The organism is Enterobacter cloacae complex sp.6700776 (assembly GCF_048284255.1).
Classification (GTDB): Bacteria; Pseudomonadota; Gammaproteobacteria; order Enterobacterales; family Enterobacteriaceae; genus Enterobacter; species Enterobacter intestinihominis.
In genome coordinates, this window is record NZ_JBLVYK010000016.1 from 1 (window position 1) to 26,037 (window position 26,037).

A 26,037-nucleotide genomic window follows, 5' to 3' on the forward strand; every position below is an offset into this window, starting at 1 on the left:
AAACCTAACGCCAACAGCCGTCCGACGGGTGACACCACCGGCTACCTGGCAAACCCGAAGGAGGTGTGAGATGGGAAGTGGATGGCATGAATGGCCGCTTATGATCTTCACGGTCTTTGGGCAGTGTGTTGCAGGCGGGTTTATCGTCCTTGCGCTGGCGCTGTTAAAAGGGAACCTCAATGCTGAACAGCAGCAGCGTTTAGTATTGAGCATGTTTGGCCTGTGGGTGTTGATGGGGATTGGGTTTATCGCCTCTACGCTGCACCTGGGCTCACCGATGCGCGCGTTTAACTCCCTGAACCGCGTAGGTGCCTCTTCGCTGAGTAACGAGATTGCCAGCGGCGCAATCTTCTTTGCAGTTGGCGGGCTGGGGTGGTTACTGGCAGCGCTGAAAAAGCTGCCGTCAGGGTTACGTGCGTTGTGGCTCATCGTCACCATGGTACTGGGCGTTGTCTTCGTCTGGATGATGGTCCGGGTGTACAACACCATTGATACCGTTCCGACCTGGTACAGCGTCTGGACGCCGATGAGCTTCTTCCTGACCATGTTTATTGGCGGGCCGCTGCTGGGTTATCTGCTTCTGCGTGTAGCTGGCATTAATGGTTGGGCGATGCGCCTGCTGCCCGCGGTCTCGCTGCTGGCACTGGTCATCAGTACCGTTGTAGCGCTTATGCAGGGAGCGGAGCTGGCGACGATTCACAGCTCTATCCAACAGGCTTCGGCGCTGGTACCGGATTACGGTTCTCTGATGGCCTGGCGTGTGGTGCTGCTGACGGCGGCGCTGGTGTGCTGGATTGCCCCTCAGCTTAAAGGTTACGCGCCTGCGCTACCGTTGCTGTCACTGGCCTTTGTGCTGGTGTTGGCAGGGGAGTTAATTGGTCGCGGCGTATTTTACGGTCTGCATATGACGGTCGGTATGGCTGTCGCCAGCTAATTTTAGATTTTGTTATAAAAAGCCGGGACATAGTGCCCGGCTTTTCTTTTTTCATTCATGAAATTTTTCGACTGATGTTTCGTTGTAAAAATTCCCGGAAATAAATAAAAACAAATAGATAATTAATATTGGTAGCAGGCTTTGCATTAGCAGGATGAGTTTTTTAAATCGACAAGGCGCATATCGTGCGTGACGCCTGAATCGGTGGATTGACTTTGTTTTTGCCAGTGGCATGATGCGCACGAAATCTGAACTTCCTCACGGTTTTTAATCCATGACCACCTATACCCGCCCGGTGCTTTTGTTGCTCTGTGGCCTGCTTTTGCTGACCCTGGCGATCGCGGTGTTGAACACACTCGTCCCGCTATGGCTCGCCCATGAAAACTTACCAACCTGGCAGGTGGGTATGGTTAGCTCGTCCTTTTTTACGGGCAATCTGCTGGGCACCTTATTAACGGGCAGCCTTATTAAGCGCTTTGGTTTTAACCGCAGTTATTATCTGGCGTCACTGATCTTTGCCGTCGGATGCGCCGGTTTAGGACTGATGGTCGGCTTCTGGAGCTGGATGGTCTGGCGCTTTATTGCGGGCGTTGGCTGCGCCATGATCTGGGTGGTGGTTGAAAGTGCGCTGATGTGCAGCGGCACGTCCCGTAATCGCGGGCGTCTGCTGGCGGCTTATATGATGGTTTACTACGTCGGTACCGTTCTGGGACAACTGATGGTCAGCAAATTCCCAACCGACCTGATGAGCGTTCTGCCATGGGTAACAGGGATGGTGCTGGCCGCAATTCTGCCGCTGCTCTTTACCCGTATCGTGAACCAGAGCAGTGAGCATCAGGAGGCCACGCACGTTTGGCCGATGCTGAGACTGCGTCAGGCGCGCCTGGGGATTAACGGCTGTATTATTTCCGGGATTGTGCTGGGGTCGCTCTATGGCCTGATGCCGCTCTATCTCAACCATCAGGGCGTCAGCGATTCCGGGATCGGTTTCTGGATGGCGGTGATGGTCAGCGCGGGGATTGTCGGCCAGTGGCCGATTGGCCGCCTGGCGGACCGCTTTGGTCGTCTGCTGGTGCTGCGCGTCCAGGTTTTCGTGGTCATCATGGGCTGTCTCGCCATGCTCAGCAACGCCGCGATGGCGCCTGCGCTGTTCATTCTGGGGGCTGCGGGTTTTACGCTCTATCCGGTCGCGATGGCCTGGGCCTGTGAGAAAGTTGAGCATCACCAGCTGGTGGCGATGAACCAGGCATTGTTGCTGAGTTACACCATCGGCAGTTTACTGGGGCCGACTTTTACCGCTATGCTCATGCAAAATTACTCTGATAATCTGCTGTTTATCATGATCGCCAGCGTATCGTTTATTTATCTGTTAATGTTGCTGCGCAAAGCGGGCGAGCACCCAACGCCAGTGGCACATGCCTGATTAAATAAAAGCCTGTCGATGACAGGCTTTTTTGTCCCTGTCACATATAAGACTTTTACTTATTGTGAGTTTTTACTGCCTGGCGATAATTCAAATGAGTTCTACCACTAAAAGGCAGCAATCATGTCTACTCGTCGTTTTTCCACTACCGCACTTGCCGTAGTGTTGGCTTTAACGTTTGCAACGGCTCCGGCCATGGCTAATCCAGGAAACGGGAATGGCGGTGGTCACGGAAACGGTGGCGGACAAGGTAATAGCGGCAATCATGGTAACGGGAACGCTGGTAACCATGGTAATAAGCACAATACCGGCCAGGATAATCCAGGAAAATCGGATAAGAGCTTTAAAAACAGCAACGATGTTGGTCATGATGTTGACGTCCGCGTGAGCTTCGATCATGCCCGCCATCTGGCACTGAATTACGGCTTAACGGGCTACGACTCTCTGCCTCCGGGTATTGCGAAAAACCTGGCGCGCGGTAAGCCACTGCCTCCGGGCATTGCGAAGAAAACCGTGCCAGCCGATATGCTGGGTCAGCTTCCTTCTTATCCGGGCTATGAATGGCGCGTGGTGGGTGACGACCTGGTCTTAATTGCGCTGAGTACCGCGATTGTGACTTCGGTGATTAACGGCGTCTTTAAATAGAATATAAAAAGGCCCGGTTTTCACCGGGCCTTTTCGTTAATACATGACCTTGTGGCCATACTGCTCAAGAATACCTTTGACGCGCTCCATCGTCTCTTTTTTCGGCGGCTTCACGCCATCGAGCTTGTACTCTTCACCCATTGCCACCCATTTGTGTTTACCCAGCTCGTGATAGGGCAGGAGTTCAATTTTCTCCACGTTACCCATATCCCGGGTAAATTCGCCCAGACGATGTGCAGAATCATCATCATCTGACCAGCCCGGTACCACCACGTAGCGGATCCAGGTCTTGACGCCTTTGTTGGCAATGTATTTGGCAAATTCCAGCGTACGGTGGTTTGAGACGCCAACCAGATTCTGGTGGATCTCATCGTTCATCTGCTTGAGATCGAGCATCACCAGATCGGTCACTTCAAGCAGTTCATCAATAACCGGATCGTAACGGCGCACAAAGCCGTTGGTGTCGAGGCAGGTATGAATACCTTCTTTATGGCAGGCGCGGAACCAGTCGCGCACAAATTCAGCCTGAAGAATGGCTTCACCGCCGGATGCCGTCACGCCACCGCCGGACGCGTTCATGAAGTGGCGATAGGTCACCACCTCTTTCATCAGATCTTCAACGGTGACTTCTTTACCGCCATGGGTGTCCCAGGTGTCACGGTTATGGCAGTACAGGCAGCGCATCAGGCAGCCCTGGAAGAAAGTGATAAAGCGGATCCCCGGGCCATCGACGGTGCCACAGGATTCAAAGGAGTGAATGCGACCAATAATTGACATTGCGGTGATATCTCCGAATTTGGCCCATCCGGGGGCCTATGTAGATGCACAGCTCAAAGGCTATGTCGAGTCTGTTTTGGCTGTTATCCATTAAGTATAGATAGCGGACAAAAGAGACTGATGAAGCGAGGGTGTTAAAAAGGCCCCACTTGCGTGGAGCCTTTATTGTACGCTTTTTAACGCGTGATTTCAGTCAATTCCACTTACATGGACTGAGTGAAAGTACGGGTGATAACGTCCTGCTGCTGTTCTTTCGTCAGGGAGTTAAAACGTACTGCGTAGCCTGATACACGAATGGTCAGCTGAGGATATTTCTCAGGATGTTCCATCGCGTCGAGCAGCATTTCACGGTTCATCACGTTCACGTTCAGGTGCTGACCACCTTCGATGGACGCTTCGTGGTGGAAGTAACCATCCATCAGACCCGCGAGGTTAGTTTTACGTACTTCGTCATCTTTACCCAGCGCGTTTGGCACGATAGAGAAGGTGTAAGAGATACCATCTTTTGCGTATGCAAACGGCAGTTTAGCAACGGAGGTCAGAGAGGCAACCGCACCTTTCTGGTCACGACCGTGCATTGGGTTAGCACCTGGGCCGAATGGCGCGCCAGCACGACGACCGTCTGGGGTGTTACCGGTTTTCTTACCATACACAACGTTAGAGGTGATGGTCAGAACAGACTGAGTCGGGATAGCGTTACGATAGGTAGTGAGTTTCTGAATTTTCTTCATGAAACGTTCTACCAGGTCAACCGCCATGTCATCAACGCGAGCGTCGTTGTTACCAAACTGCGGATATTCGCCTTCGATTTCGAAGTCGATAGCCAGACCATCTTCGTCACGAATTGGTTTAACTTTCGCATATTTGATTGCAGACAGGGAGTCAGCCGCAACGGACAGACCTGCGATACCACACGCCATGGTGCGAACGACGTCACGGTCGTGCAGCGCCATCAGAGAGGCTTCGTAGCTGTACTTGTCGTGCATGTAGTGGATGACGTTCAGCGCAGTGACATACTGCTTAGCCAGCCAGTCCATGAAGTGATCCATGCGCTCCATCACTTCGTCGAAGTTCAGAAGGTCGCCTTTGATCGGTTCAGACTTAGGACCAACCTGCATTTTCAGTTTTTCGTCAACGCCGCCGTTGATTGCGTACAGCATGGTTTTCGCCAGGTTTGCACGCGCACCGAAGAACTGCATTTGCTTACCAACAACCATTGGGCTTACGCAGCACGCGATAGCGTAGTCGTCGTTGTTGAAGTCCGGACGCATCAGGTCATCGTTCTCGTATTGCAGAGAAGAGGTGTCGATGGACACTTTAGCGGCGAATTTCTTGAAGTTCAGTGGCAGTTTTTCAGACCACAGAACGGTGATGTTCGGCTCCGGAGAAGGACCCATGGTGTACAGGGTGTTCAGGAAGCGGAAGCTGTTTTTGGTTACCAGCGTACGGCCATCTACGCCCATACCGCCGATAGATTCGGTTGCCCAGATTGGGTCACCAGAGAACAGCTCATCATATTCTGGAGTACGCAGGAAGCGAACCATACGCAGTTTCATGACCAGGTGGTCAATCATTTCCTGAGCGTCTTGTTCGGTGATTTTGCCTGCTTTGATATCGCGTTCGATATACGCATCCAGGAAGGTGGATACGCGGCCGAAGGACATTGCTGCACCGTTCTGAGACTTAACCGCGGCCAGGTAGCCGAAGTAGGTCCACTGGATAGCTTCCTGAGCGTTGGTTGCAGGACCAGAGATATCACAGCCGTATTTAGCCGCCATCTCTTTGATCTGACCCAGCGCACGGTGCTGTTCAGCAATCTCTTCACGCAGACGGATAGTCGCTTCCAGGTTTACGCCGTTTTCCAGGTCAGACTGGAGAGAGACGAACTGCGCGTATTTGTCTTTCATCAGGAAGTCGATACCGTACAGCGCAACGCGACGGTAGTCACCGATGATACGGCCACGGCCATAGGCATCTGGCAGACCGGTCAGAACGCCAGATTTACGGCAGTTCAGAATGTCTTTGGTGTAAACATCGAATACACCCTGGTTATGGGTTTTACGGTATTCGGTGAAGATTTTTTTCAGCATTGGGTCCAGCTCGCGGTTATACGCTTTGCAGGAACCTTCAACCATTTTAATGCCACCGAACGGGATGATTGCGCGTTTCAGTGGTGCTTCAGTCTGGAGACCAACGATTTTCTCAAGGGCTTTGTTGATGTAGCCAGCATCGTGAGAAGTGATGGTAGAAGCAACGGAGGTGTCAAAATCAACTGGCGCGTGAGTGCGGTTTTCCAGTTTAACGCCTTCCATTACGCTGTCCCACAGCTTGGTGGTTGCGTCAGTTGCACCAGCCAGGAAGGATTCGTCACCTTCATACGGGGTATAGTTTTTCTGAATGAAGTCACGGACGTTGACTTCATTCTGCCAGTCACCTTTCGTAAAACCTTCCCAGGCTGTGGCTAACTTTTCATTAAGCTCGGACATGTAACACCTACCTTCTTAAGTGGATTTTTTATTTACTGCCTGAGACAACCATTAATGATGATCGCCGCCACGCAGGTAAATGACCCAGTATGTCAACCCAACTAACAGACCCCCACCGATAATGTTCCCGATAGTGACGGGGATCAGGTTATCAGTAATGAAATTCATAATAGTCAGGTGTGAAAAACTTTCCGGGGTTGAACCAACAGCAGTCCAGAACTCCGGGCTTGCAAAGTTGCGGATAACAATCCCCATCGGGATCATGAACATATTCGCAATACTGTGCTCAAAGCCGCTGGCAACAAACATCGCAACCGGCAGAACCATAATCATGGCTTTATCCATCAGGCTACGACCAGAGTAGCTCATCCAGACCGCCAGGCAGACCATCAGGTTTGCAAGGATGCCGAGAGCAACGGCTTCGATAAATGTATGGTGCATTTTGTGGTCGGCGGTTTGCAGGACGTTAAGCCCCCAGCCGCCGTTGGCGGTCATGTACTCGCCAGAAAGCCACATCAACAGAACAAAGAGCAGACAGCCAATCAGGTTGCCAACGTAGACGTTGAGCCAGTTGCGCCCCAGTTGACCCCAGGTAATTCTTCCGCTGGCTTTTGCCACAACAATCAGCACCGTTGAGGTGAAGAGGTCGGCGCCGCAGATGACGCAGAGGATCAGGCCCAGTGAGAAGCAAATACCACCAATCAGTTTCGCTATGCCGAAAGGCATCCCGGCAGTGCCGGTGGTGGCTGTGATATAGAAGACGAAAGCGATGGAGATGAACACCCCAGCCGTAATGGCCAGAAAGAACGTCGTCATCGGATGTTTCGTTGCTTTGTAGACACCCGCTTCTTCGGCAACTTTCGCCATCGCAGCGGGGAGTAATAGATCAAAAGGGTTGTCAGCTTTCACACTAACTCTCTCTTTATTAAGTCGGCGACGAGATACTAACAAAGCATTATAGAAGAGAAATTGATATAGATCATATCTCGCCTGGCTTATAGGCCCGCAGTGTGTATGGTTTTACAGCAAAAGCGGAGTAAGTATTTGATTATCCGTATAAAAATAAATTTTAAAAGTTATGAAAAGAGTTGAATTTTTTCCTTCAGCCTCCCGTGGAACAGTTAATTAAAATGGAGTATTTATTAGAATTAGTAACAGTAAAGCCCAGGTAAGCGTTTTTATATTTACCCGTGATTAACTTAATTATTACAATTAAACGTCATTGCGGAAAAATAAAAAAAAGGGGCAATGAAATTGCCCCGTAATATAGCTCAGGCGATTGAATACGCCTACAGCCATTAATGTTATATGCGCTTATTTTGACCAGTAAGCGGCTTTAGCCTTCTGCAATTTTTCATACGCATTCAGCAGCGACTGATGCGCCGGGAAGGCTTTCAGATCGCTGTCAACCGCTTGCAGGCCATAGAACGGTTCTTCACCGCTCAGCGCCGCGCTGGCAGCTTCAACGGCATCTGCACCGTACATGCGGACGAAGGCGTTCAGATACTGCAATGGCTCGCGGTCGTCTTCCTGAGAAAGCAGGAGCAGCGTTTGCAGGCAACGGTAATAGTTAGTGCGCTCGGCGGAGAAGACGGACTGGTTAAACTCCATCGTCCACTCGGTCCAGGCCAAAGCCTGATCCAGATCGCCGCCCGCCAGCGCCAGCATCGCTTTTAGCTCGCCGATGCGCAGCGTGTACCAGCCGTTATCTTTTCCGGTTGCCAGACCCAGCAGTTCGCGTACGCGGGTGAAATCATCGTGTCCTTCTTCGTCCAGTTGGGCGATCAGGTTCAGATAATCTTCTTTATCCCACTCGCTGCCCGGCAGGGCCAGCAGGGTTTCACGCAGATGCGCGCCCATGCTGTTGTTCGCAAGCCACAGATCTTCTGCCGGATAGATGTCCGACATACCCGGCACAATAATACGGCACGCATAAACGCCGAGGTGTTCATAGTCGGCAATATAGACTTCCTGATCTTCCGCGTTGAAGATCGCCATCAGGGTGGCGAACTCTTCTTCCGTCGTACCGGCAAAGCTCCAGTCCACGAACGGATAGTCCGCGTCCTGTTTGAACATATCCCAGGAGATCAAACCGCTGGAGTCGATGAAGTGCGTTTCGAGGTTGGTGTGCTCGGCAACTTCTTCGTCATCAAAGGTTGGCGGGGTGAACACGTCGAGATCTTTCAGGCTACGACCTTGCAGCAGTTCGGTCACGGTACGCTCCAGCGCCACGCCGAAGTCCGGGTGCGCGCCGAAAGAGGCGAAGCAGGTGCCATTTGCCGGGTTAAACAGTACCACGCAGATAACCGGATATTTGCCGCCCAGAGAGCCGTCATAAGCAAAGATTGGGAAACCTTCCGCTTCCAGTTTGGCGATGGATTCCACCACGCCCGGGTAGCGCGCCAGCACGTCAGCCGGGATCTCCGGCAGGCTGATGGATTCAGCAATAATACGGTTTTTGATGTGACGCTCGAAAACTTCAGACAACCCCTGTACACGCGCTTCGTTACGGGTGTTACCGGCAGACATACCGTTAGACACATACAGATTGCCAACGATGTTCATTGGAATGTAAACGGTCTGCTCGTCAGACTGACGGGTGAACGGCAGGGCGCAGATACCACGATCCTCATTGCCGGATTGCAGGTCGATCAGCATGCTGGCGGTCAGTTCGTTTTCCGGATCGTAGAACGCGCGCAGGCGGGCATCGAGAATGCCTTCCGGCAGTTCGTCGTCTTCGGGTAGCGGGAACCATTTTTCGTTCGGGTAGTGAACGAACGGGCCGTTGGCAATCGTTTCACCCAGCCAGAAGTCGGCGAAGAAATAGTTGGTGGACAGACGCTCAAAATACTCACCCAGCGCAGAGGCCAGTGCCGCTTTTTTGGTCGCGCCTTTGCCGTTGGTGAAGCACAGCGCACAGTCTTTGTCGCGAATATGCACGGACCAGACGTGAGGCACCGGATTCAGCCAGGAGGCTTCTTCGATATTAAAGCCCAGGTCGGTCAGTTTCTGCTGGAAGCGAGCGATGGAATCTTCCAGAGCGGCGTCTTTGCCGGGGATAAACGTTTGAGTCATGGCGTTCACTTTTATCGTACGTAAAGCGCGCAATGATACGGGTTTTGCGTGACGGGTGCTATCTCCGGCGAAAATAAATGGCTGGGCTATGCTTATAAGCAGTAACCTACTGTTAAGGCATAAAAAAATGAAAGCATTTGATCTCCAGCGGATGGCGTTTGATAAAGTCCCACCTGAGTTTTTAGGCGAAGTGGCGTTGCGTAGCCTGTACACCTTTGTACTCGTCTTCCTGTTTCTGAAAATCACCGGACGTCGCGGCGTGCGGCAGATGTCCCTGTTTGAAGTGCTGATTATCCTGACGCTGGGTTCGGCGGCAGGGGACGTTGCCTTTTATGACGATGTGCCGATGGTGCCGGTTTTTATCGTCTTCGTGACGCTTGCGCTGCTGTACCGGCTGGTCATGTGGCTGATGTCGAAAAGTGAAAAACTGGAAGATCTGTTCGAAGGAAAACCGGTGGTGATTGTCGAAGATGGTCAACTGGCCTGGGAGAATGTGCAAAGCGCCAATATGACGGAGTTTGAGTTCTTTATGGAGCTACGTATAAGCAGCGTTGAACAACTGGGGCAGGTGCGTCTGGCGATTATGGAAACGAACGGTCAAATCAGCGTTTATTACTATCCTGACGATGAGGTCAAGCCCGGCCTGTGCATACTGCCGGATATGCTTATCGAGCGATACAAAACCGTCCCTGATGCGGGCCAGTATGCCTGCATAAAATGCAGCCATGTGGTGGTCATGCAGGCGGGCGATCATCAATTATGCCCTCGCTGTACAAATCCAGAATGGACGAAGGTTAGCCGGGCTAAACGCATTACCTGACAGCGATATTGTCGGTTTTGCGACAACGGTACGGCAGATTGTTTTGTGTGACGAGGGGCACATTTCTTCGGCCATAAGTTTTAGACATTGCGGCGCGTGTCACTGAATGATAAAACCGATATCCACAGTTATAACTTATTGCTTTTAGCGTGGTGAGGGGAAATGGCTCAAGTCTTTAATTTCAGTTCAGGTCCGGCAATGTTACCGGCAGACGTGCTCAAACAGGCTCAACAGGAGCTGTGTGACTGGAACGGTCTGGGTACGTCGGTGATGGAAGTCAGCCACCGGGGTAAAGCGTTTATTCAGGTGGCGGAAGAGGCAGAAAAGGATTTTCGCGATCTGCTGAACATTCCCTCGAACTACAAAGTATTGTTCTGTCACGGCGGTGGACGCGGTCAGTTTGCGGGTATTCCGCTCAATCTACTGGGCGACAAATCCACCGCTGATTACGTTGATGCCGGCTACTGGGCGGCCAGTGCGGTAAAAGAAGCGCACAAATATTGCACGCCGAACGTTATCGATGCCAAAGTGACCGTTGACGGTATGCGCGCCGTGAAGCCGATGAGTGAGTGGCAGCTTTCTGACAACGCCGCGTATCTTCATTACTGCCCGAACGAAACCATCGACGGTATCGCTATTCACGAAGAGCCAGACTTTGGCGAAAATGTCATTGTGACGGCGGACTTCTCCTCCACCATTCTGTCCACGCCGCTGGACGTCAGCCGCTACGGCGTCATCTACGCGGGTGCCCAGAAAAACATCGGTCCTGCGGGTCTGACTATCGTTATCGTGCGTGAAGACCTGCTGGGGAAAGCCCATAAGTCTTGCCCGTCAATTCTGGATTACACCGTCCTGAACGACAACGATTCCATGTTCAACACTCCACCAACGTTCGCCTGGTATCTCTCCGGCCTGGTCTTCAAATGGCTGAAGCAAAAAGGCGGCGTGGCGCAGATGGACAAGATCAATCAGCAAAAAGCTGAACTGCTGTACGGCGTGATCGACAAGAGCGATTTCTACCGTAACGATGTCGCCAAAACTAACCGTTCGCGCATGAACGTGCCGTTCCAGCTGGCGGACAACAACCTGGATAACGTGTTCCTGGAAGAGTCCTTCGCGGCGGGTCTGCATGCGCTGAAAGGTCACCGTGTGGTAGGCGGTATGCGTGCCTCTATCTATAACGCGATGCCGCTGGAAGGCGTTAAAGCCCTGACTGATTTCATGATCGACTTCGAACGTCGTCACGGTTAATTGGCTGTTTTTCACCCCCGCAGCGTTCCTGCGGGGTTTTTATTATGTTGAGTTGAGAGTTAAGTTTCATGGAATCCCTGACGTTACAACCTATCGCGCGGGTAGATGGCACCATTAATCTGCCTGGTTCAAAAAGTGTCTCGAACCGCGCTCTGCTGCTGGCAGCTCTGGCAAACGGCACCACCGTCCTTTCCAACCTGCTGGACAGCGATGACGTGCGCCATATGCTCAATGCACTGAAAGCGTTGGGCGTTCAGTACGCGCTGTCAGACGATCGTACCCGTTGTGAAGTCACCGGTAACGGCGGCGCATTACATTCCGCTGAAGCGCTGGAGCTTTTCCTGGGTAACGCCGGTACGGCGATGCGTCCTCTGGCCGCTGCGCTGTGTCTTGGGAGCAACGATATTGTGCTGACCGGCGAGCCGCGCATGAAAGAGCGTCCGATCGGCCATCTGGTCGATGCCCTGCGTCAGGGCGGCGCGCAGATTGATTATCTTGAGCAAGAAAATTACCCGCCACTGCGTCTGCGCGGTGGTTTCACTGGCGGTAATGTTGAGGTTGACGGTAGCGTCTCCAGCCAGTTCCTGACGGCACTGCTGATGACCGCACCGCTGGCTCCAAATGATACCGTGATTAGCATTAAAGGCGATCTGGTCTCTAAGCCGTACATTGATATCACGCTGCACCTGATGAAAACCTTTGGTGTTGAGGTGGAAAACCAGTCATACCAACGCTTCGTGGTTCGCGGTGGCCAACAGTATCAGTCTCCGGGTCACTACCTGGTTGAAGGCGATGCTTCATCCGCGTCCTACTTCCTGGCCGCGGGTGCGATTAAAGGCGGTACGGTAAAAGTGACGGGTATTGGTCGCAACAGCGTGCAGGGCGATATTCGTTTTGCCGACGTGCTGGGAAAAATGGGCGCGGTTGTGACCTGGGGCGATGACTTCATCTCCTGTACGCACGGTGAGCTGAACGCCATCGACATGGACATGAACCATATTCCTGACGCGGCAATGACCATCGCCACCGCTGCGCTGTTTGCGAAAGGCACCACCACGCTGCGTAACATCTATAACTGGCGCGTAAAAGAGACTGACCGCCTGTTCGCAATGGCAACCGAGCTGCGTAAAGTGGGGGCGGTGGTAGAAGAGGGCGAAGACTACATTCGCGTCACGCCGCCGGCAAAACTGCAATTTGCAGAAATTGGCACCTACAACGATCACCGCATGGCGATGTGTTTCTCGCTGGTGGCGCTGTCAGATACGCCAGTCACCATCCTTGACCCGAAGTGCACGGCGAAAACCTTCCCGGACTACTTCGAACAGCTGGCGCGCATTAGCACCCTGGCCTGACGATCGTATGCCGCATCTCCTGATGCGGCATTTCCTTACGCTTTCTGACAGTCATCCTCTTTCATTTCTTCTACACTCTGCTTCAATCATTCCGTAATTTGCACGCAAAGGTAACAGTTGCGCACGTTGGCGCGTATAATGCGCGGCGTTCATGTAAACGGTATGCCTTAATTAAGGAGAAAAAGATGACGGCAATTGCCCCGGTAATCACCATTGATGGGCCAAGTGGCGCAGGGAAAGGTACTCTGTGCAAAGCGATGGCGGAAGCATTGCAATGGCATCTTTTAGATTCGGGAGCAATCTATCGTGTGCTGGCGCTGGCTGCGCTGCATCATCATGTAGATGTTGCGTCTGAAGAAGCGCTGGTACCGCTGGCTGCACATCTGGATGTGCGCTTTGTCTCTACTGATGGCAACCTTGAAGTGATCCTGGAAGGGGAAGATGTCAGCGGTGAAATCCGTACGCAGGAAGTGGCCAATGCGGCCTCTCAGGTGGCGGCTTTCCCACGCGTTCGTGAAGCGCTGTTACGTCGCCAGCGCGGTTTCCGCGAAGCGCCGGGGCTGATCGCCGACGGCCGCGACATGGGAACCGTGGTATTCCCTGATGCGCCAGTGAAAATTTTCCTTGACGCCTCTTCGGAAGAACGTGCTCAACGCCGCATGCTTCAGTTGCAGGAAAAGGGGTTTAGTGTTAACTTTGATCGCCTTTTATCCGAGATAAAAGAGCGCGATGACCGCGATCGTAACCGCGCCGTCGCACCACTTGTTCCCGCGCAAGACGCATTAGTGCTGGATTCAACCAGTTTAACTATTGAGCAAGTGATTGAAAAAGCGCTACAATATGCGCGCCAAAAACTGGCACTCGCGTAATCGCGACCGATTTAGCAGTACCCCCGCTGCAATGGATTGACGGCGGGTATGTGAAACAACCCCATCCGGCACGGAGCCAGGTGGACGTTAATATTAACCTGAAGATTAAACATGACTGAATCTTTTGCTCAACTGTTTGAAGAATCCTTAAAAGAAATCGAAACCCGTCCGGGTTCCATCGTTCGCGGTGTTGTTGTTGCTATCGACAAAGACGTAGTACTGGTTGACGCCGGTCTGAAATCTGAGTCCGCCATCCCGGCTGAGCAGTTCAAAAACGCCCAGGGCGAGCTGGAAATCCAGGTAGGTGACGAAGTTGACGTTGCTCTGGACGCAGTAGAAGACGGCTTCGGCGAAACCCTGCTGTCTCGTGAGAAAGCTAAACGTCACGAAGCATGGATCACGCTGGAAAAAGCTTACGAAGAAGCTGAAACTGTGGTCGGTGTTATCAACGGCAAAGTTAAAGGTGGCTTCACTGTTGAGCTGAATGGTATTCGTGCGTTCCTGCCAGGTTCTCTGGTAGACGTTCGTCCAGTCCGTGACACCCTGCACCTCGAAGGCAAAGAGCTTGAGTTCAAAGTAATCAAGCTGGACCAGAAGCGTAACAACGTTGTTGTTTCCCGTCGTGCCGTTATCGAATCCGAAAACAGCGCAGAACGCGATCAGCTGCTGGAAAACCTGCAGGAAGGCATGGAAGTCAAAGGTATCGTTAAGAACCTCACTGACTACGGCGCATTCGTTGACCTGGGCGGCGTTGATGGCCTGCTGCACATCACCGACATGGCGTGGAAACGCGTTAAGCACCCAAGCGAAATCGTGAACGTGGGCGACGAAATCACTGTTAAAGTGCTGAAGTTCGACCGCGAGCGTACTCGTGTATCCCTCGGCCTGAAACAGCTGGGCGAAGATCCATGGGTAGCTATCGCTAAGCGTTACCCAGAAGGTACTAAACTGACTGGTCGCGTTACCAACCTGACCGACTACGGCTGCTTCGTTGAAATCGAAGAAGGCGTTGAAGGCCTGGTGCACGTTTCCGAAATGGACTGGACCAACAAAAACATCCACCCATCCAAAGTTGTTAACGTTGGTGATGTAGTGGAAGTGATGGTTCTGGATATCGACGAAGAACGTCGTCGTATCTCCCTGGGCCTGAAGCAGTGCAAAAACAACCCATGGCAGCAGTTCGCGGAAACCCACAACAAGGGCGACCGTGTTGAAGGTAAAATCAAGTCTATCACTGACTTCGGTATCTTCATCGGCCTGGACGGCGGCATCGATGGCCTGGTTCACCTGTCTGACATCTCCTGGAACGTTGCAGGCGAAGAAGCAGTTCGTGAATACAAAAAAGGCGACGAAATCGCAGCAGTTGTTCTGCAGGTTGACGCAGAGCGTGAACGTATCTCCCTGGGCGTTAAACAGCTCGCAGAAGATCCGTTCAACAACTGGGTTGCACTGAACAAGAAAGGCGCAATCGTAAACGGTAAAGTGACTGCTGTTGACGCTAAAGGCGCAACCGTAGAACTGGCTGACGGCGTTGAAGGTTACCTGCGCGCTTCCGAAGCTTCACGTGACCGCGTTGAAGATGCAACTCTGGTTCTGAGCGTTGGTGACGACGTTGAAGCTAAGTTCACCGGTGTTGACCGTAAGAACCGTGCAATCAGCCTGTCTGTTCGTGCTAAAGACGAAGCTGATGAGAAAGATGCAATCGCAACTGTGAACAAACAGGAAGATGCAAACTTCTCTAACAACGCAATGGCTGAAGCTTTCAAAGCAGCTAAAGGCGAGTAAGTTCAGGTTCGCACCATCATTTGAGCTGTAACGCATTTACAGCGCGAAGGATGGAGAGCAGACTTGACAGATTGCAGGATTCGTCCTGTAATCAATAACAAAGGGCGGCTACGGCCGCCCTTGTTTAATAAGCTGTTCAGCTAATGGGTTTGAAAGGAACCGGAGGAATCATGACCAAGTCAGAATTGATTGAAAGACTTGCCAGTCAGCAACCGCATATCCCTGCCAAGGCTGTGGAAGATGCCGTTAAAGAGATGCTGGAGCATATGGCTACCACTCTTGCCCAGGGCGAGCGCATTGAAATCCGCGGTTTCGGTAGTTTTTCCCTGCACTATCGTGCACCACGTACCGGGCGTAACCCGAAGACTGGCGATAAAGTGGAGCTGGAAGGAAAGTATGTTCCGCACTTTAAGCCGGGTAAAGAACTGCGCGATCGCGCCAATATTTACGGTAACTGAGTTTAATCATCAGGGTTAAACTGAGTTTAAAGAAAGCACCTTAGGGTGCTTTTTTTGTATCCCGCCCCTGCATTTCTGAATACGCGCCGCATTCTCATTTTCTCCTTGCTGTAAACGCTTAAAAACGTTGCAGCGCCCGCTGTAAATCACGCCTTTTCTGTCTGACGACGCATCACTCCCGCCGCATAATCGCCTGAAACATGGAGGTGAAGATGGGGATCCACGTTATCAGTATGTGCGCCATTCTGGCCATAATCCCGCTCTATTGGTTACCCGTTTTGCCAGACTTGCATATTGTCTGGTTGCTGATTGCCGCAGGAATTGCGTTATCCGTACAGCAGAGAAAATGGCTCAGGTTTTCAGGCCTCGCATTGCTTTTTATGTGCTGGGGGATCCTGGCCGCTCAGGAAAGCGTGTGGCCGATGAACCATTTAACGAAAGTTCCGCAGCAGGCCGAGGTGGTTATTACCGCAACGGACGGCGCAACGATGCATCAGGGAAGGATTATCAGCCTCAATGGAGAACGCGTGTGGGCTGCCATGGGCGTGTCACTCTACGGCAACTACCTGCCTCAAAATGTCTGCGTGGGTCAACGCTGGGCAATGACCCTGCGGCTCAGGGCGGTACACGGAGAGCTCAACGATGGCGGCTATGATTCGCAGAAAAACGCCTTTGCCCGACACCAGACGCTGAGCGGACGGTTTACCCATGCGGAGATTGTCGACGCACGCTGTAGCCTGCGTTCGCAATACCTGACATCACTACAGAATACGCTTTCAGCATATCAGTGGGGGCCCGTGATCCTGGGGCTGGGGATGGGGGAGCGGCTATCGGTCTCGCGGGAGATAAAAAACCTGATGCGTGAGACCGGAACGATGCATCTGATGGCAATCTCGGGATTGCATATTGCGCTGGCCGCTTCTGCTGTCTGGCTACTGGCTCGGGGCATCCAGTTTTTCCTGCCGGGCCGCTGGATTATCTGGCAAGTGCCCTTACTGGCAGGTCTGCTTTTTGCCGCGTTTTACGCATGGCTAACGGGATTGCAGCCGCCTGCGCTGCGTACGGTTATGGCGCTTGTGGTGCTGGCCGCATTAAAAATGGGCGGTCGTCAGTGGTCGCCCTGGCAGGTATGGCTTACCTGCGTGGCGGCGATCCTGTTTTTCGATCCGCTGGCGGTACTGTCACAAAGCCTGGCGTTATCCGCGTTTGCGGTCGCCGCGCTTATTTTTTGGTATCAGTGGTTGCCTCTCCCGCACTGGCAACGTGGCCGGTGCCTGCGGCCGCTGGTTACGCTGTTGTATTTGCAGGTTGGAATGCTGCTGCTCCTGTTGCCGCTTCAGGTACTGATTTTCCATGGTTTCAGTCTCTCCTCGCTGGTGGCGAATCTGTTTGCTGTTCCTCTGGTAACGTTTATCTCAGTTCCACTGATCCTGCTCGGCATGTTTCTGCATCTGTTTCCGGTGGCGACGCTGGAAAGTATCGTCTGGCTGGCAGCCGATAAATCTCTGGCAGGACTTTTCTGGCTATTGATGCGTTTACCGAATGGCTGGCAGGACGTGGATGAACGCTGGCAATACCTGACGTTACTGCCGTGGCTGCTGATCATTGGCTGGCGATTCAGGGCCTTCAGCGCAGTACCCGCAGTCTGTCTGGCAGGCAGCGTGGTGATGGCATTTCCCCTCTGGCACAGGATTAAAACTGACAGCTGGTCCCTGCATATGCTGGATGTAGGGCAAGGGCTGGCGATGGTCATTGAGCGTCACGGGAAGGCCATTCTGTATGACACCGGGCTGGCATGGCCCGGTGGGGACAGCGCGCAGCAGCTGATTATCCCCTGGCTACGCTGGCATCATCTGAGGCCGGAAGGGGTGATCCTGAGCCATGAACATCTCGACCACGCGGGGGGACTGGCATCGCTAAAAGCTGCCTGGCCTGCAATGTGGATCAGAAGCCCCTTAGCCTGGGCCGGACATCTTCCATGCTTTCGTGGACAGCGATGGCAGTGGCATGGGTTAACGTTCTCCGTGCATTGGCCACCCGAAAACACCCCGGCGAAAGGTAACAACCGCTCCTGCGTGGTAAAAATCGATGACGGCGAACAGAGCGTTTTACTGACCGGAGATATTGAAGCGCAGGCAGAACTGGCAATGTTGAGCCACCGCTGGCGTCAACTTGCGGCTACACTGATTCAGGTGCCGCATCATGGGAGTAACACGTCATCTTCAACACCGCTGCTACAGCGCGTGGAGGGGCAGGTTTCGCTGGCCTCGATGGCCCGCTATAACGCGTGGCGTTTCCCTTCCATCAAAGTAGTCAGGCGCTATCGAACTGAGGGATATCTCTGGCTTGATACCCCGCAGTCCGGACAGATAACTGTGACGTTTTCGCACCAAAGTCGGCAAATTCGCCGCTTACGTGAACACTATTTACCGCGTTGGTATCATCAGTGGTTTGGCGCGCCCGTAGATAACGGGTAGAATATGCGGCTATTTCAACAAATGCTGGTTTTTTGAATGCATAACGACAAAGATCTCTCCACGTGGCAAACGTTCCGCCGGCTCTGGCCGATGATTGCACCTTTCAAAGCAGGCTTGATCGTGGCGGGCGTAGCGTTAATCCTCAACGCAGCCAGCGATACGTTTATGTTATCGCTTCTCAAACCGTTACTGGATGACGGTTTTGGTAAAACGGATCGTTCAGTGCTGCTATGGATGCCGCTGGTGGTTATTGGGCTGATGATCTTACGCGGAATCTCCAGCTATGTATCCAGCTACTGCATCTCCTGGGTATCCGGTAAAGTGGTGATGACCATGCGCCGTCGGTTATTCAGCCATATGATGGGGATGCCAGTCTCATTCTTTGACAAACAGTCAACCGGTACCCTGCTGTCGCGTATTACCTACGATTCAGAGCAGGTGGCGTCGTCCTCTTCCAGCGCACTGATTACCGTTGTGCGTGAAGGCGCATCCATCATCGGTCTTTTTGCGATGATGTTCTATTACAGCTGGCAACTGTCGCTGATCCTTATTGTGCTGGCGCCGATTGTCTCCATCGCGATCCGCGTGGTATCAAAGCGTTTTCGCAACATCAGTAAAAATATGCAGAATACGATGGGGCAGGTGACTACCAGCGCCGAGCAGATGCTGAAAGGCCATAAGGAAGTGTTGATCTTCGGCGGTCAGGAAGTCGAAACCAAACGCTTTGACAAGGTCAGCAACAAAATGCGCCTGCAAGGGATGAAAATGGTATCGGCCTCGTCGATTTCCGATCCGATCATTCAGCTGATTGCCTCTTTGGCCCTGGCCTTCGTCCTGTATGCAGCAAGCTTCCCGAGCGTCATGGAAACCCTGACTGCGGGTACCATTACCGTGGTGTTCTCATCCATGATTGCGCTGATGCGTCCGCTGAAATCGCTGACTAACGTCAACGCCCAGTTCCAGCGCGGGATGGCAGCCTGTCAGACGCTGTTCAGCATCCTCGATTCCGAACAGGAAAAAGATGAAGGTACACGCGTGATCGAGCGCGCTAAAGGTGACCTGGAATTCCGCAACGTGACCTTTACCTATCCAGGCCGTGAAGTGCCGGCGCTGCGTGATATCAGCCTGTCCATCCCGGCGGGTAAGACCGTTGCACTGGTCGGTCGTTCCGGTTCGGGCAAGTCGACTATTGCCAGCCTGATTACCCGTTTTTACGATATCGACCAGGGCGAAATCCTGCTTGATGGTCACGACCTGCGGGAATATACCCTACAGTCGTTGCGTAACCAGGTCGCGCTGGTTTCGCAGAACGTGCATCTGTTCAACGATACGGTGGCGAACAACATTGCGTATGCCCGTACCGAAGAGTACAGCCGTGAAGAGATCGAGAATGCGGCGCGTATGGCCTATGCGATGGACTTCATTAACAAAATGGATAACGGTCTGGATACGATCATTGGCGAAAACGGGGTGCTGCTCTCCGGTGGTCAGCGTCAACGTATCGCGATTGCCCGAGCGCTGCTGCGCAACAGCCCGATTCTGATCCTCGATGAAGCAACGTCCGCACTGGATACGGAATCTGAACGCGCTATCCAGTCGGCTCTGGATGAATTACAGAAAAACCGTACCTCGCTGGTTATCGCGCACCGTCTGTCGACCATCGAACAGGCTGACGAAATCGTGGTGGTGGAAGACGGCGTTATCGTTGAACGCGGCAGCCATGCGGACCTGCTGGAACAACGTGGTGTATACGCGCAGCTTCATAAAATGCAGTTCGGTCAATGATTGCACGCATCTGGTCGGGTGAATCCCCTCTGTGGGTGCTGCTTCTCCCGCTCTCCTGGCTGTATGGCCTGGTGAGCGGTGCTATTCGTCTGCTTTATCGCCTCGGGATCAAGCGCGCCTGGCGCGCACCGGTACCGGTCGTGGTGGTCGGCAACCTGACGGCGGGTGGAAACGGCAAAACGCCGGTGGTGATCTGGCTGGTAGAACAGCTCCAGAAGCGCAGTATCCGCCCGGCAGTTGTCTCACGCGGTTACGGTGGTAAAGCGGCGCAGTATCCACTGGTGCTGAGCCCAGCTACGACAACCGCTGAAGCCGGTGATGAGCCGGTACTGATTTACCAACGTACTGGCGCGCCGGTTGCGGTATCGCCGGTGCGCAGTGATGCCGTAAAGGCACTGCTTGCAGAGCATGACGTACAAATCATAATTACCGATGATGGTTTGCAGCATTACGCGCTAGCGCGTGACAAAGAGATCGTGGTTATTGACGGCGTGCGGCGTTTTGGCAACGGCTGGTGGCTGCCAGCCGGTCCAATGCGTGAGCGTGCGTCGCGCCTGAAGAGCGTCGATGCCGTGATTGTAAACGGTGGTGAAGCCAGAGCGGGTGAGATCCCGATGCATCTTCGTCCCGGAAAGGCAGTGAATATGCTGACCGGCGAGCGTAAAGACGTCGCGTTACTGGATCATCTGATTGCGATGGCCGGGATTGGTCATCCGCCGCGTTTCTTCGCGACGCTGGAGCAGTGCGGCGCGCGGCTGGAGAAACGGGTACCGCTGGCCGATCACCAGGCGCTGGTTGCCGAAGAGATTGAGAGGCTGGCCGCACCGGGCCAGACGCTGATCATGACGGAAAAAGACGCGGTAAAATGCCGGGCCTTTGCGAAAGAAAACTGGTGGTATCTGCCGGTTGATGCTGAACTCAGCGGCGAACAGCCGGAACATTTGCTCAAGGAACTGCTCGCGTTAGTGCAGTAACTTCTACGCGGTTCCGGTGGCGCTTTGACTGACAGGAAAACGCATGTCTCTACCGCAACTCTCACTTGCAGCCGCACGAAACCTGCATCTTGCCGCCCAGGGGCTTCTGAAAAAGCCCCGCCGCCGCGCGCAGCCAGCGGATATCCTCTCTACCGTGCAACGCATGTCGTTGCTGCAAATCGACACCATTAACATCGTGGCGCGTAGCCCGTATCTGGTCCTGTTTAGCCGCCTGGGAAACTATCCTCCGCAGTGGCTGGATAATGCGCTAAGTCAGGGCGAACTGATGGAATACTGGGCGCATGAAGCCTGTTTTCTCCCGCGCAGCGATTTTGCACTGGTGCGTCACCGCATGCTCGCCCCGGACAAAATGGGCTGGAAATACCGCCAGGAATGGATGGCGGAACACGCGGATGAAATAGAACAACTGATTGCCCATATTGAGGAAAACGGTCCGGTACGCTCCGCGGATTTTGAACACCCGCGAAAAGGCGCAAGCGGATGGTGGGAGTGGAAACCGCACAAACGCCATCTTGAAGGGCTGTTTACGTCGGGCAAAGTGATGGTGGTCGAGCGCCGCAACTTTCAGCGCGTCTATGACCTCACGCACCGCGTTATGCCTCACTGGGACGATACGCGTGACCTGCTGTCTCAGGACGCAGCCGAAGCCATCATGCTCGGGAACAGCGCCCGCAGCCTGGGCATATTCCGCCCACAGTGGCTGGCGGATTATTATCGCCTGCGTCAGCCGCAGCTAAAACCGCTGCTGGAAACGTGGCAGCGTGAACAGCGCGTGATGCCGGTCTCGGTTGAGTCGTTAGGTGAAATGTGGCTGCATGCGGATTTGTTCCCTCTGCTGGCGCAGGCGCAAGAGGGCAAACTCCAGGCGACCCACAGTGCCGTGCTCTCGCCATTCGACCCCGTAGTCTGGGACAGAAAGCGAGCCGAACAGCTGTTTGATTTCAGCTACCGTCTGGAATGCTACACCCCGGCGCAAAAGCGTCAGTACGGTTATTTTGTTTTGCCGTTGCTTCATAAAGGGCAGCTTGTCGGGCGCATGGACGCTAAAATGCACCGTAAAACCGGCACGCTTGAAATTATCGCTCTCTGGCTGGAAGAGGGCATAAAAGTCACGGCTGGCCTGGAAAAAGGGCTAACGTCTGCGCTCAGTGAATTTGCGCGCTGGCAGGGGGCGTATGAAATTGTACTCGGTCGCGTGCCTGCGGGGCTGTTTACGACCTGTCGAGGTGGCTGGGAAACAGGCACTCCCTGAAAAAAGAATGTGGTAAGCTTTAGCAATTACCCATACGGAGGAACTATGGATCACCGTTTACTTGAAATTATTGCCTGCCCGGTGTGCAACGGCAAACTGTATTACAGCCAGGATAAACAAGAGCTGATTTGCAAACTGGACAGCCTGGCGTTCCCGCTGCGTGACGGTATTCCGGTCCTGCTGGAAAATGAAGCCCGTTCTCTGGTGGCAGAAGAGATCAAACCATGAGTTTTGTTGTCATTATCCCTGCGCGTTATGCTTCAACGCGCCTGCCAGGTAAACCGCTGGTGGATATCAACGGTAAACCGATGATTGTGCATGTCCTTGAACGGGCACGCGAATCGGGCGCCGGACGCGTCATCGTCGCCACCGATCACCCGGATGTCGCGCGAGCGGTTGAGGCCGCGGGTGGGGAAGTGTGCATGACCCGTGCCGACCACCAGTCAGGCACCGAGCGCCTGGCGGAAGTCGTCGAAAAATGCGGTTTCAGTGACGAGACGGTGATTGTGAACGTGCAGGGCGATGAGCCGATGATCCCGGCGGCTATTATCCGTCAGGTGGCCGACAACCTGGCCCAGCGTAAGGTTGGCATGGCGACCCTCGCGGTGCCGATTCACCACGCTGAAGAGGCGTTCAATCCGAATGCGGTGAAAGTGGTCATGGACGCAGAGGGCTACGCGCTCTATTTCTCCCGCGCCACCATTCCGTGGGATCGCGATCGTTTCGCGCAATCGAAAGAGACGATCGGCGAAACCTTCCTGCGCCACATCGGTATTTACGGCTACCGCGCCGGCTTTATTCGTCGCTATGTCGTCTGGGCACCAAGCCCGCTTGAGCATATCGAAATGCTCGAACAGCTTCGCGTGCTGTGGTACGGCGAGAAAATTCACGTTGCGGTTGCCCAGGAAGTCCCTGGCACCGGCGTGGATACGCCTGAAGATCTCGAGCGCGTACGCGTCGAATTGCGTTAATTCGCTGCCATCCCCTCTTTCTGGGGGGATGTTCTCTTCCTTTTCTTTTTCATTATTGATCTCGACCGGGTGACATCCGGGGTTCGCGCGCTCATTATAAAAGCAGTAGTCTTAATGGGGGTAATCTCATATGGAACAGCTGCGTGCTGAACTCAGCCATCTCCTTGGCGAACAGCTAAGCCGGGTGGAATGCGTGAATGAAAAGGCCGATACCGCACTCTGGTCGTTGTACGACAGTCAGGGAAACCCCATGCCGCTGATGGCCAGAAGTTTTACCTCGCCGGGCGTCGCCAGACAGCTGGCCTGGAAAATGTCGATGCTGGCGCGGGAAGGGACAGTCCGTATGCCGACGGTCTACGGCGTGATGACCCATGAGGAGCATCCCGGCCCGGATGTTTTGCTTATCGAACGTTTACGCGGGGTTTCTGTTGAAGCCCCGACGCGTACACCGGAGCGCTGGGAACAGCTGAAAGATCAAATTGTCGAGGCTCTGCTTGCCTGGCATCGGCAGGACAGCCGGGGTCTTGTTGGCGCAGTAGACAGCACCCAAGAAAACCTGTGGCCGCTGTGGTATCGCCAGCGTGTTGAAGTGCTGTGGGGCACGCTGAACCAGTTCAACAACACCGGTTTAACGATGCAGGACAAACGTATTTTATTCCGCACCCGGGAGTGTCTGCCGACGCTGTTTGAGGGTTTTAACGACAACTGCGTGCTGGTTCACGGCAACTTCACGCTGCGCAGTATGCTTAAAGACTCGCGCAGCGATCAGCTTCTGGCAATGGTCGGGCCGGGGATCATGCTCTGGGCGCCGCGCGAGTACGAACTGTTCAGGCTGAGCGAGGGCGGGGCGGCGGAAGATTTGCTCTGGCACTATCTTCAGCGCGCCCCCGTTGCGGAGGCCTTTCTCTGGCGACGCTGGCTCTATCTTCTCTGGGATGAGGTGGCGCAACTGGTCAACACCGGGCGCTTTAATCGAGCCAGTTTCGATCTGGCCGCAAAATCACTCCTGCCCTGGCTTGCCTGACGAACCCTTAAGCCACTGCCACAGGCGGCCAAGCGTCTCGTAACCGACGCGGTCGCTGTGCATCAGCCATACCGGGGACGGGATTATCCGTTCCCACGGGTTGAGCGGGGCGTCAATGGCCAGCTGGTTTGCCGGAGCAGGAAGCGGATGCAGGCCCTGATTCTCAAAGAAAATCATTGCGCGCGGCAGGTGTGAAGCAGAGGTCACCAGCAGGAACGGCACATCACCGATGGCTTGTTTCACCGCAGCAGCTTCTTCTTCGGTATCTTTTGGGCTATCCAGCGTGATGATGGCGGAACGTGGTACGCCAAGCGATTCAGCCACTCTTGCCCCTGCTTCAGCGGTACTTACCGGGTTGGTTTTTGCCGCAGCGCCCGTGAAGATCATCTTCGATCCCGGATTGGCAAGCCACAGGCGGATCCCCTCGTTCAGGCGCGGCAGGCTGTTGTTGATCAGGTTTGAGCTGGGGGCCCAGTTCGGATCCCAGGTATACCCGCCGCCCAGCACCACGATATAGCCCACCTTCTGTTTTCCCTGCCATGTAGGGTAGGTGTTTTCAATCGGGCGTAACAAACCGTCAGCGACCGGTTGCAGGCTGAGTAACAGCAGCGCCAGCCAGCCCACGGTGACGAGGGATTTACCGCTTTTCTGAAAGCGGCTAAACCATATCAATGCCAGCCCCAGCGCGATGAGAAGCAACAGCAGGGGAAGGGGAAGCATCATGCCTCCGATATATTTTTTTAGGGTAAAAAGCATCCTTTTTGGTTCCTTTTTTAACCATACAGCAGGCGATTGCCCGTGATATTACACCAGAGTGGTTCATTCTCCGCGCGGGTGTGACAAAATAGCGGTTTTGCAGTGAGTGGAACCCTCCCAATGCGGGATCGCAATTTTGATGACATCGCGGAAAAGTTTTCGCGCAACATTTATGGCACCACCAAAGGTCAGCTTCGTCAGACGATCCTCTGGCAGGATCTGGATAAGCTGCTGGCTGAATTTGGTGACCGACCGTTGCGCGTACTGGATGCCGGCGGTGGGGAAGGGCAGACTGCAATTCTGATGGCGCAGCGGGGACATCACGTCACGCTTTGCGATCTTTCTGCCGAGATGGTTGCGCGCGCCGGGCGAGCGGCAGAAGAGAAAGGTGTGAGCGACAACATGCATTTTATACATTGCGCCGCTCAGGACATTCCGCAGCATTTGGAAACGCAGGTTGATCTGATATTGTTTCATGCTGTGCTCGAATGGGTCGCCGAACCACAAGCGATGTTAAAAACGCTGTGGTCGATGTTGCGCCCGGGCGGTGCGTTATCGCTGATGTTTTACAATGCCAACGGCCTGCTAATGCGAAACGTGCTGGTCGGCAATTTTGGCTATGTACAGCAGGGCATGTATAAAAAGAAACGACGCACGCTTTCACCGGATTTCCCCCGTGAACCGCAGCAGGTCTATGGCTGGCTGGAGGAGATCGGTTGGGAAATTACCGGCAAAACCGGCGTGAGGGTGTTTCATGATTATCTGCGTGATAAACAAAAACAGGATGACTGTTTAGACGCCTTAACAGAAATAGAGACGCGGTACTGCCGCCAGGAGCCTTATCTGAGCCTTGGCCGCTATATCCACGTCACCGCGCGCAAGCCGCAGATGCAAGGATAATC

General features: G+C 53.7%; 22 protein-coding genes and 1 pseudogene. 18 read left to right on the forward strand and 5 right to left on the reverse strand.

What is annotated here, in order from left to right; genetic code table 11:
* The 4 genes and pseudogenes from ACNQ0T_RS18370 to ACNQ0T_RS18385 form a co-directional block, all read left to right on the forward strand.
* Positions 1–69: pseudogene (locus ACNQ0T_RS18370) on the forward strand (dimethyl sulfoxide reductase subunit B); the annotation flags it as partial.
* 1 nt (position 70) lies between these two features.
* Entirely contained in the window at positions 71–934 is an 864-nt protein-coding gene (locus tag ACNQ0T_RS18375) for a dimethyl sulfoxide reductase anchor subunit family protein (protein WP_023299719.1), read from the forward strand.
* Positions 935–1,208: 274 nt separating this feature from the next.
* Complete coding sequence (locus ACNQ0T_RS18380) at positions 1,209–2,357, forward strand: MFS transporter (RefSeq protein ID WP_022647622.1); 1,149 nt, start codon at positions 1,209–1,211, stop codon at positions 2,355–2,357.
* A 123-nt stretch (positions 2,358–2,480) separates the two neighbouring features.
* On the forward strand, positions 2,481–3,002 hold the full coding sequence (locus ACNQ0T_RS18385; protein WP_022647623.1) for an anti-virulence regulator CigR family protein: 522 nt from the start codon (positions 2,481–2,483) through the stop codon (positions 3,000–3,002).
* Positions 3,003–3,038: 36 nt separating this feature from the next.
* Here ACNQ0T_RS18385 and pflA read toward each other — a convergent pair whose 3' ends face one another.
* The 4 genes from pflA to ycaO all read right to left on the reverse strand — a co-directional run bounded on the left by pflA (position 3,039) and on the right by ycaO (position 9,340).
* The gene (gene pflA, locus ACNQ0T_RS18390) at positions 3,039–3,779 is read right to left on the reverse strand and encodes a pyruvate formate lyase 1-activating protein (RefSeq protein ID WP_003858250.1); all 741 of its coding nucleotides are present in this window, start codon (positions 3,777–3,779) and stop codon (positions 3,039–3,041) included.
* 203 nt (positions 3,780–3,982) lie between these two features.
* The gene (gene pflB, locus ACNQ0T_RS18395; RefSeq protein WP_022647624.1) at positions 3,983–6,265 is read right to left on the reverse strand and encodes a formate C-acetyltransferase; all 2,283 of its coding nucleotides are present in this window, start codon (positions 6,263–6,265) and stop codon (positions 3,983–3,985) included.
* Positions 6,266–6,316: 51 nt separating this feature from the next.
* Positions 6,317–7,174 carry a formate transporter FocA gene (gene focA, locus ACNQ0T_RS18400; protein ID WP_017384832.1) on the reverse strand — a complete coding sequence of 286 codons (858 nt, stop codon included), beginning with the start codon at positions 7,172–7,174 and terminating at the stop codon, positions 6,317–6,319.
* A gap of 405 nt (positions 7,175–7,579) precedes the next feature.
* Positions 7,580–9,340, reverse strand: coding sequence for a 30S ribosomal protein S12 methylthiotransferase accessory factor YcaO (ycaO, locus tag ACNQ0T_RS18405; protein ID WP_022647625.1), 1,761 nt, complete (start codon positions 9,338–9,340; stop codon positions 7,580–7,582).
* A 127-nt stretch (positions 9,341–9,467) separates the two neighbouring features.
* Between ycaO and ACNQ0T_RS18410 the strand changes: the two genes are divergently transcribed.
* The 13 genes from ACNQ0T_RS18410 to ACNQ0T_RS18470 all read left to right on the forward strand — a co-directional run bounded on the left by ACNQ0T_RS18410 (position 9,468) and on the right by ACNQ0T_RS18470 (position 24,379).
* A complete protein-coding gene (locus ACNQ0T_RS18410) occupies positions 9,468–10,160 on the forward strand; it encodes a DUF421 domain-containing protein (protein WP_023299721.1) in 693 nt (230 codons plus the stop codon).
* Positions 10,161–10,322: 162 nt separating this feature from the next.
* Complete coding sequence (gene serC / locus ACNQ0T_RS18415) at positions 10,323–11,411, forward strand: 3-phosphoserine/phosphohydroxythreonine transaminase (protein WP_022647627.1); 1,089 nt, start codon at positions 10,323–10,325, stop codon at positions 11,409–11,411.
* Between the two features lie 68 nt (positions 11,412–11,479).
* Complete coding sequence (gene aroA / locus ACNQ0T_RS18420) at positions 11,480–12,763, forward strand: 3-phosphoshikimate 1-carboxyvinyltransferase (RefSeq protein ID WP_417930302.1); 1,284 nt, start codon at positions 11,480–11,482, stop codon at positions 12,761–12,763.
* A gap of 185 nt (positions 12,764–12,948) precedes the next feature.
* Positions 12,949–13,632 carry a (d)CMP kinase gene (gene cmk / locus ACNQ0T_RS18425; protein ID WP_015570968.1) on the forward strand — a complete coding sequence of 228 codons (684 nt, stop codon included), beginning with the start codon at positions 12,949–12,951 and terminating at the stop codon, positions 13,630–13,632.
* A gap of 111 nt (positions 13,633–13,743) precedes the next feature.
* Entirely contained in the window at positions 13,744–15,417 is a 1,674-nt protein-coding gene (gene rpsA / locus ACNQ0T_RS18430; protein ID WP_003858235.1) for a 30S ribosomal protein S1, read from the forward strand.
* A gap of 170 nt (positions 15,418–15,587) precedes the next feature.
* Entirely contained in the window at positions 15,588–15,875 is a 288-nt protein-coding gene (gene ihfB, locus ACNQ0T_RS18435) for an integration host factor subunit beta (RefSeq protein ID WP_003858233.1), read from the forward strand.
* A 212-nt stretch (positions 15,876–16,087) separates the two neighbouring features.
* Positions 16,088–18,352 (forward strand): ComEC family protein, encoded by a 2,265-nt coding sequence (locus tag ACNQ0T_RS18440; protein WP_417930303.1) that lies wholly within the window; start codon positions 16,088–16,090, stop codon positions 18,350–18,352.
* Positions 18,353–18,388: 36 nt separating this feature from the next.
* On the forward strand, positions 18,389–20,137 hold the full coding sequence (gene msbA, locus ACNQ0T_RS18445) for a lipid A ABC transporter ATP-binding protein/permease MsbA (protein ID WP_023299725.1): 1,749 nt from the start codon (positions 18,389–18,391) through the stop codon (positions 20,135–20,137).
* Positions 20,134–21,111: a tetraacyldisaccharide 4'-kinase gene (lpxK, locus tag ACNQ0T_RS18450; protein ID WP_417930304.1), complete on the forward strand. Its 978-nt coding sequence runs from the start codon at positions 20,134–20,136 to the stop codon at positions 21,109–21,111. Before msbA ends, lpxK begins: the two co-directional genes overlap by 4 nt.
* A 43-nt stretch (positions 21,112–21,154) precedes the next feature.
* Entirely contained in the window at positions 21,155–22,384 is a 1,230-nt protein-coding gene (locus ACNQ0T_RS18455) for a winged helix-turn-helix domain-containing protein (protein ID WP_417930305.1), read from the forward strand.
* A gap of 45 nt (positions 22,385–22,429) precedes the next feature.
* On the forward strand, positions 22,430–22,612 hold the full coding sequence (gene ycaR / locus ACNQ0T_RS18460; RefSeq protein ID WP_003858220.1) for a protein YcaR: 183 nt from the start codon (positions 22,430–22,432) through the stop codon (positions 22,610–22,612).
* Positions 22,609–23,355 carry a 3-deoxy-manno-octulosonate cytidylyltransferase gene (gene kdsB, locus ACNQ0T_RS18465; protein WP_417930306.1) on the forward strand — a complete coding sequence of 249 codons (747 nt, stop codon included), beginning with the start codon at positions 22,609–22,611 and terminating at the stop codon, positions 23,353–23,355. Before ycaR ends, kdsB begins: the two co-directional genes overlap by 4 nt.
* 130 nt (positions 23,356–23,485) lie before the next feature.
* The gene (locus tag ACNQ0T_RS18470) at positions 23,486–24,379 is read left to right on the forward strand and encodes a YcbJ family phosphotransferase (RefSeq protein WP_023299729.1); all 894 of its coding nucleotides are present in this window, start codon (positions 23,486–23,488) and stop codon (positions 24,377–24,379) included.
* Here the strand turns inward: ACNQ0T_RS18470 and elyC are convergent.
* The gene (gene elyC / locus ACNQ0T_RS18475) at positions 24,356–25,135 is read right to left on the reverse strand and encodes an envelope biogenesis factor ElyC (RefSeq protein WP_022647634.1); all 780 of its coding nucleotides are present in this window, start codon (positions 25,133–25,135) and stop codon (positions 24,356–24,358) included. The two genes, ACNQ0T_RS18470 and elyC, sit on opposite strands and share 24 nt — an antisense overlap.
* A gap of 120 nt (positions 25,136–25,255) precedes the next feature.
* Between elyC and cmoM the strand changes: the two genes are divergently transcribed.
* Positions 25,256–26,035, forward strand: a complete 780-nt coding sequence (gene cmoM / locus ACNQ0T_RS18480; RefSeq protein WP_006809373.1) for a tRNA uridine 5-oxyacetic acid(34) methyltransferase CmoM — start codon at positions 25,256–25,258, stop codon at positions 26,033–26,035.
* The last annotated feature ends 2 nt before the right edge of the window (positions 26,036–26,037 follow it).

What these genes read in the sequence shown, in the direction of transcription:
- ACNQ0T_RS18375 (WP_023299719.1), top strand. Translation starts at nt 71, where the DNA reads ATGGGAAGTGGATGGCATGAATGGCCGCTTATGATCTTCACGGTCTTT.
- ACNQ0T_RS18380 (WP_022647622.1), top strand. Translation starts at nt 1,209, where the DNA reads ATGACCACCTATACCCGCCCGGTGCTTTTGTTGCTCTGTGGCCTGCTT.
- ACNQ0T_RS18385 (WP_022647623.1), top strand. Translation starts at nt 2,481, where the DNA reads ATGTCTACTCGTCGTTTTTCCACTACCGCACTTGCCGTAGTGTTGGCT.
- pflA (WP_003858250.1), bottom strand. Translation starts at nt 3,779, where the DNA reads ATGTCAATTATTGGTCGCATTCACTCCTTTGAATCCTGTGGCACCGTC.
- pflB (WP_022647624.1), bottom strand. Translation starts at nt 6,265, where the DNA reads ATGTCCGAGCTTAATGAAAAGTTAGCCACAGCCTGGGAAGGTTTTACG.
- ycaO (WP_022647625.1), bottom strand. Translation starts at nt 9,340, where the DNA reads ATGACTCAAACGTTTATCCCCGGCAAAGACGCCGCTCTGGAAGATTCC.
- ACNQ0T_RS18410 (WP_023299721.1), top strand. Translation starts at nt 9,468, where the DNA reads ATGAAAGCATTTGATCTCCAGCGGATGGCGTTTGATAAAGTCCCACCT.
- serC (WP_022647627.1), top strand. Translation starts at nt 10,323, where the DNA reads ATGGCTCAAGTCTTTAATTTCAGTTCAGGTCCGGCAATGTTACCGGCA.
- aroA (WP_417930302.1), top strand. Translation starts at nt 11,480, where the DNA reads ATGGAATCCCTGACGTTACAACCTATCGCGCGGGTAGATGGCACCATT.
- cmk (WP_015570968.1), top strand. Translation starts at nt 12,949, where the DNA reads ATGACGGCAATTGCCCCGGTAATCACCATTGATGGGCCAAGTGGCGCA.
- rpsA (WP_003858235.1), top strand. Translation starts at nt 13,744, where the DNA reads ATGACTGAATCTTTTGCTCAACTGTTTGAAGAATCCTTAAAAGAAATC.
- ihfB (WP_003858233.1), top strand. Translation starts at nt 15,588, where the DNA reads ATGACCAAGTCAGAATTGATTGAAAGACTTGCCAGTCAGCAACCGCAT.
- ACNQ0T_RS18440 (WP_417930303.1), top strand. Translation starts at nt 16,088, where the DNA reads ATGGGGATCCACGTTATCAGTATGTGCGCCATTCTGGCCATAATCCCG.
- msbA (WP_023299725.1), top strand. Translation starts at nt 18,389, where the DNA reads ATGCATAACGACAAAGATCTCTCCACGTGGCAAACGTTCCGCCGGCTC.
- lpxK (WP_417930304.1), top strand. Translation starts at nt 20,134, where the DNA reads ATGATTGCACGCATCTGGTCGGGTGAATCCCCTCTGTGGGTGCTGCTT.
- ACNQ0T_RS18455 (WP_417930305.1), top strand. Translation starts at nt 21,155, where the DNA reads ATGTCTCTACCGCAACTCTCACTTGCAGCCGCACGAAACCTGCATCTT.
- ycaR (WP_003858220.1), top strand. Translation starts at nt 22,430, where the DNA reads ATGGATCACCGTTTACTTGAAATTATTGCCTGCCCGGTGTGCAACGGC.
- kdsB (WP_417930306.1), top strand. Translation starts at nt 22,609, where the DNA reads ATGAGTTTTGTTGTCATTATCCCTGCGCGTTATGCTTCAACGCGCCTG.
- ACNQ0T_RS18470 (WP_023299729.1), top strand. Translation starts at nt 23,486, where the DNA reads ATGGAACAGCTGCGTGCTGAACTCAGCCATCTCCTTGGCGAACAGCTA.
- elyC (WP_022647634.1), bottom strand. Translation starts at nt 25,135, where the DNA reads ATGCTTTTTACCCTAAAAAAATATATCGGAGGCATGATGCTTCCCCTT.
- cmoM (WP_006809373.1), top strand. Translation starts at nt 25,256, where the DNA reads ATGCGGGATCGCAATTTTGATGACATCGCGGAAAAGTTTTCGCGCAAC.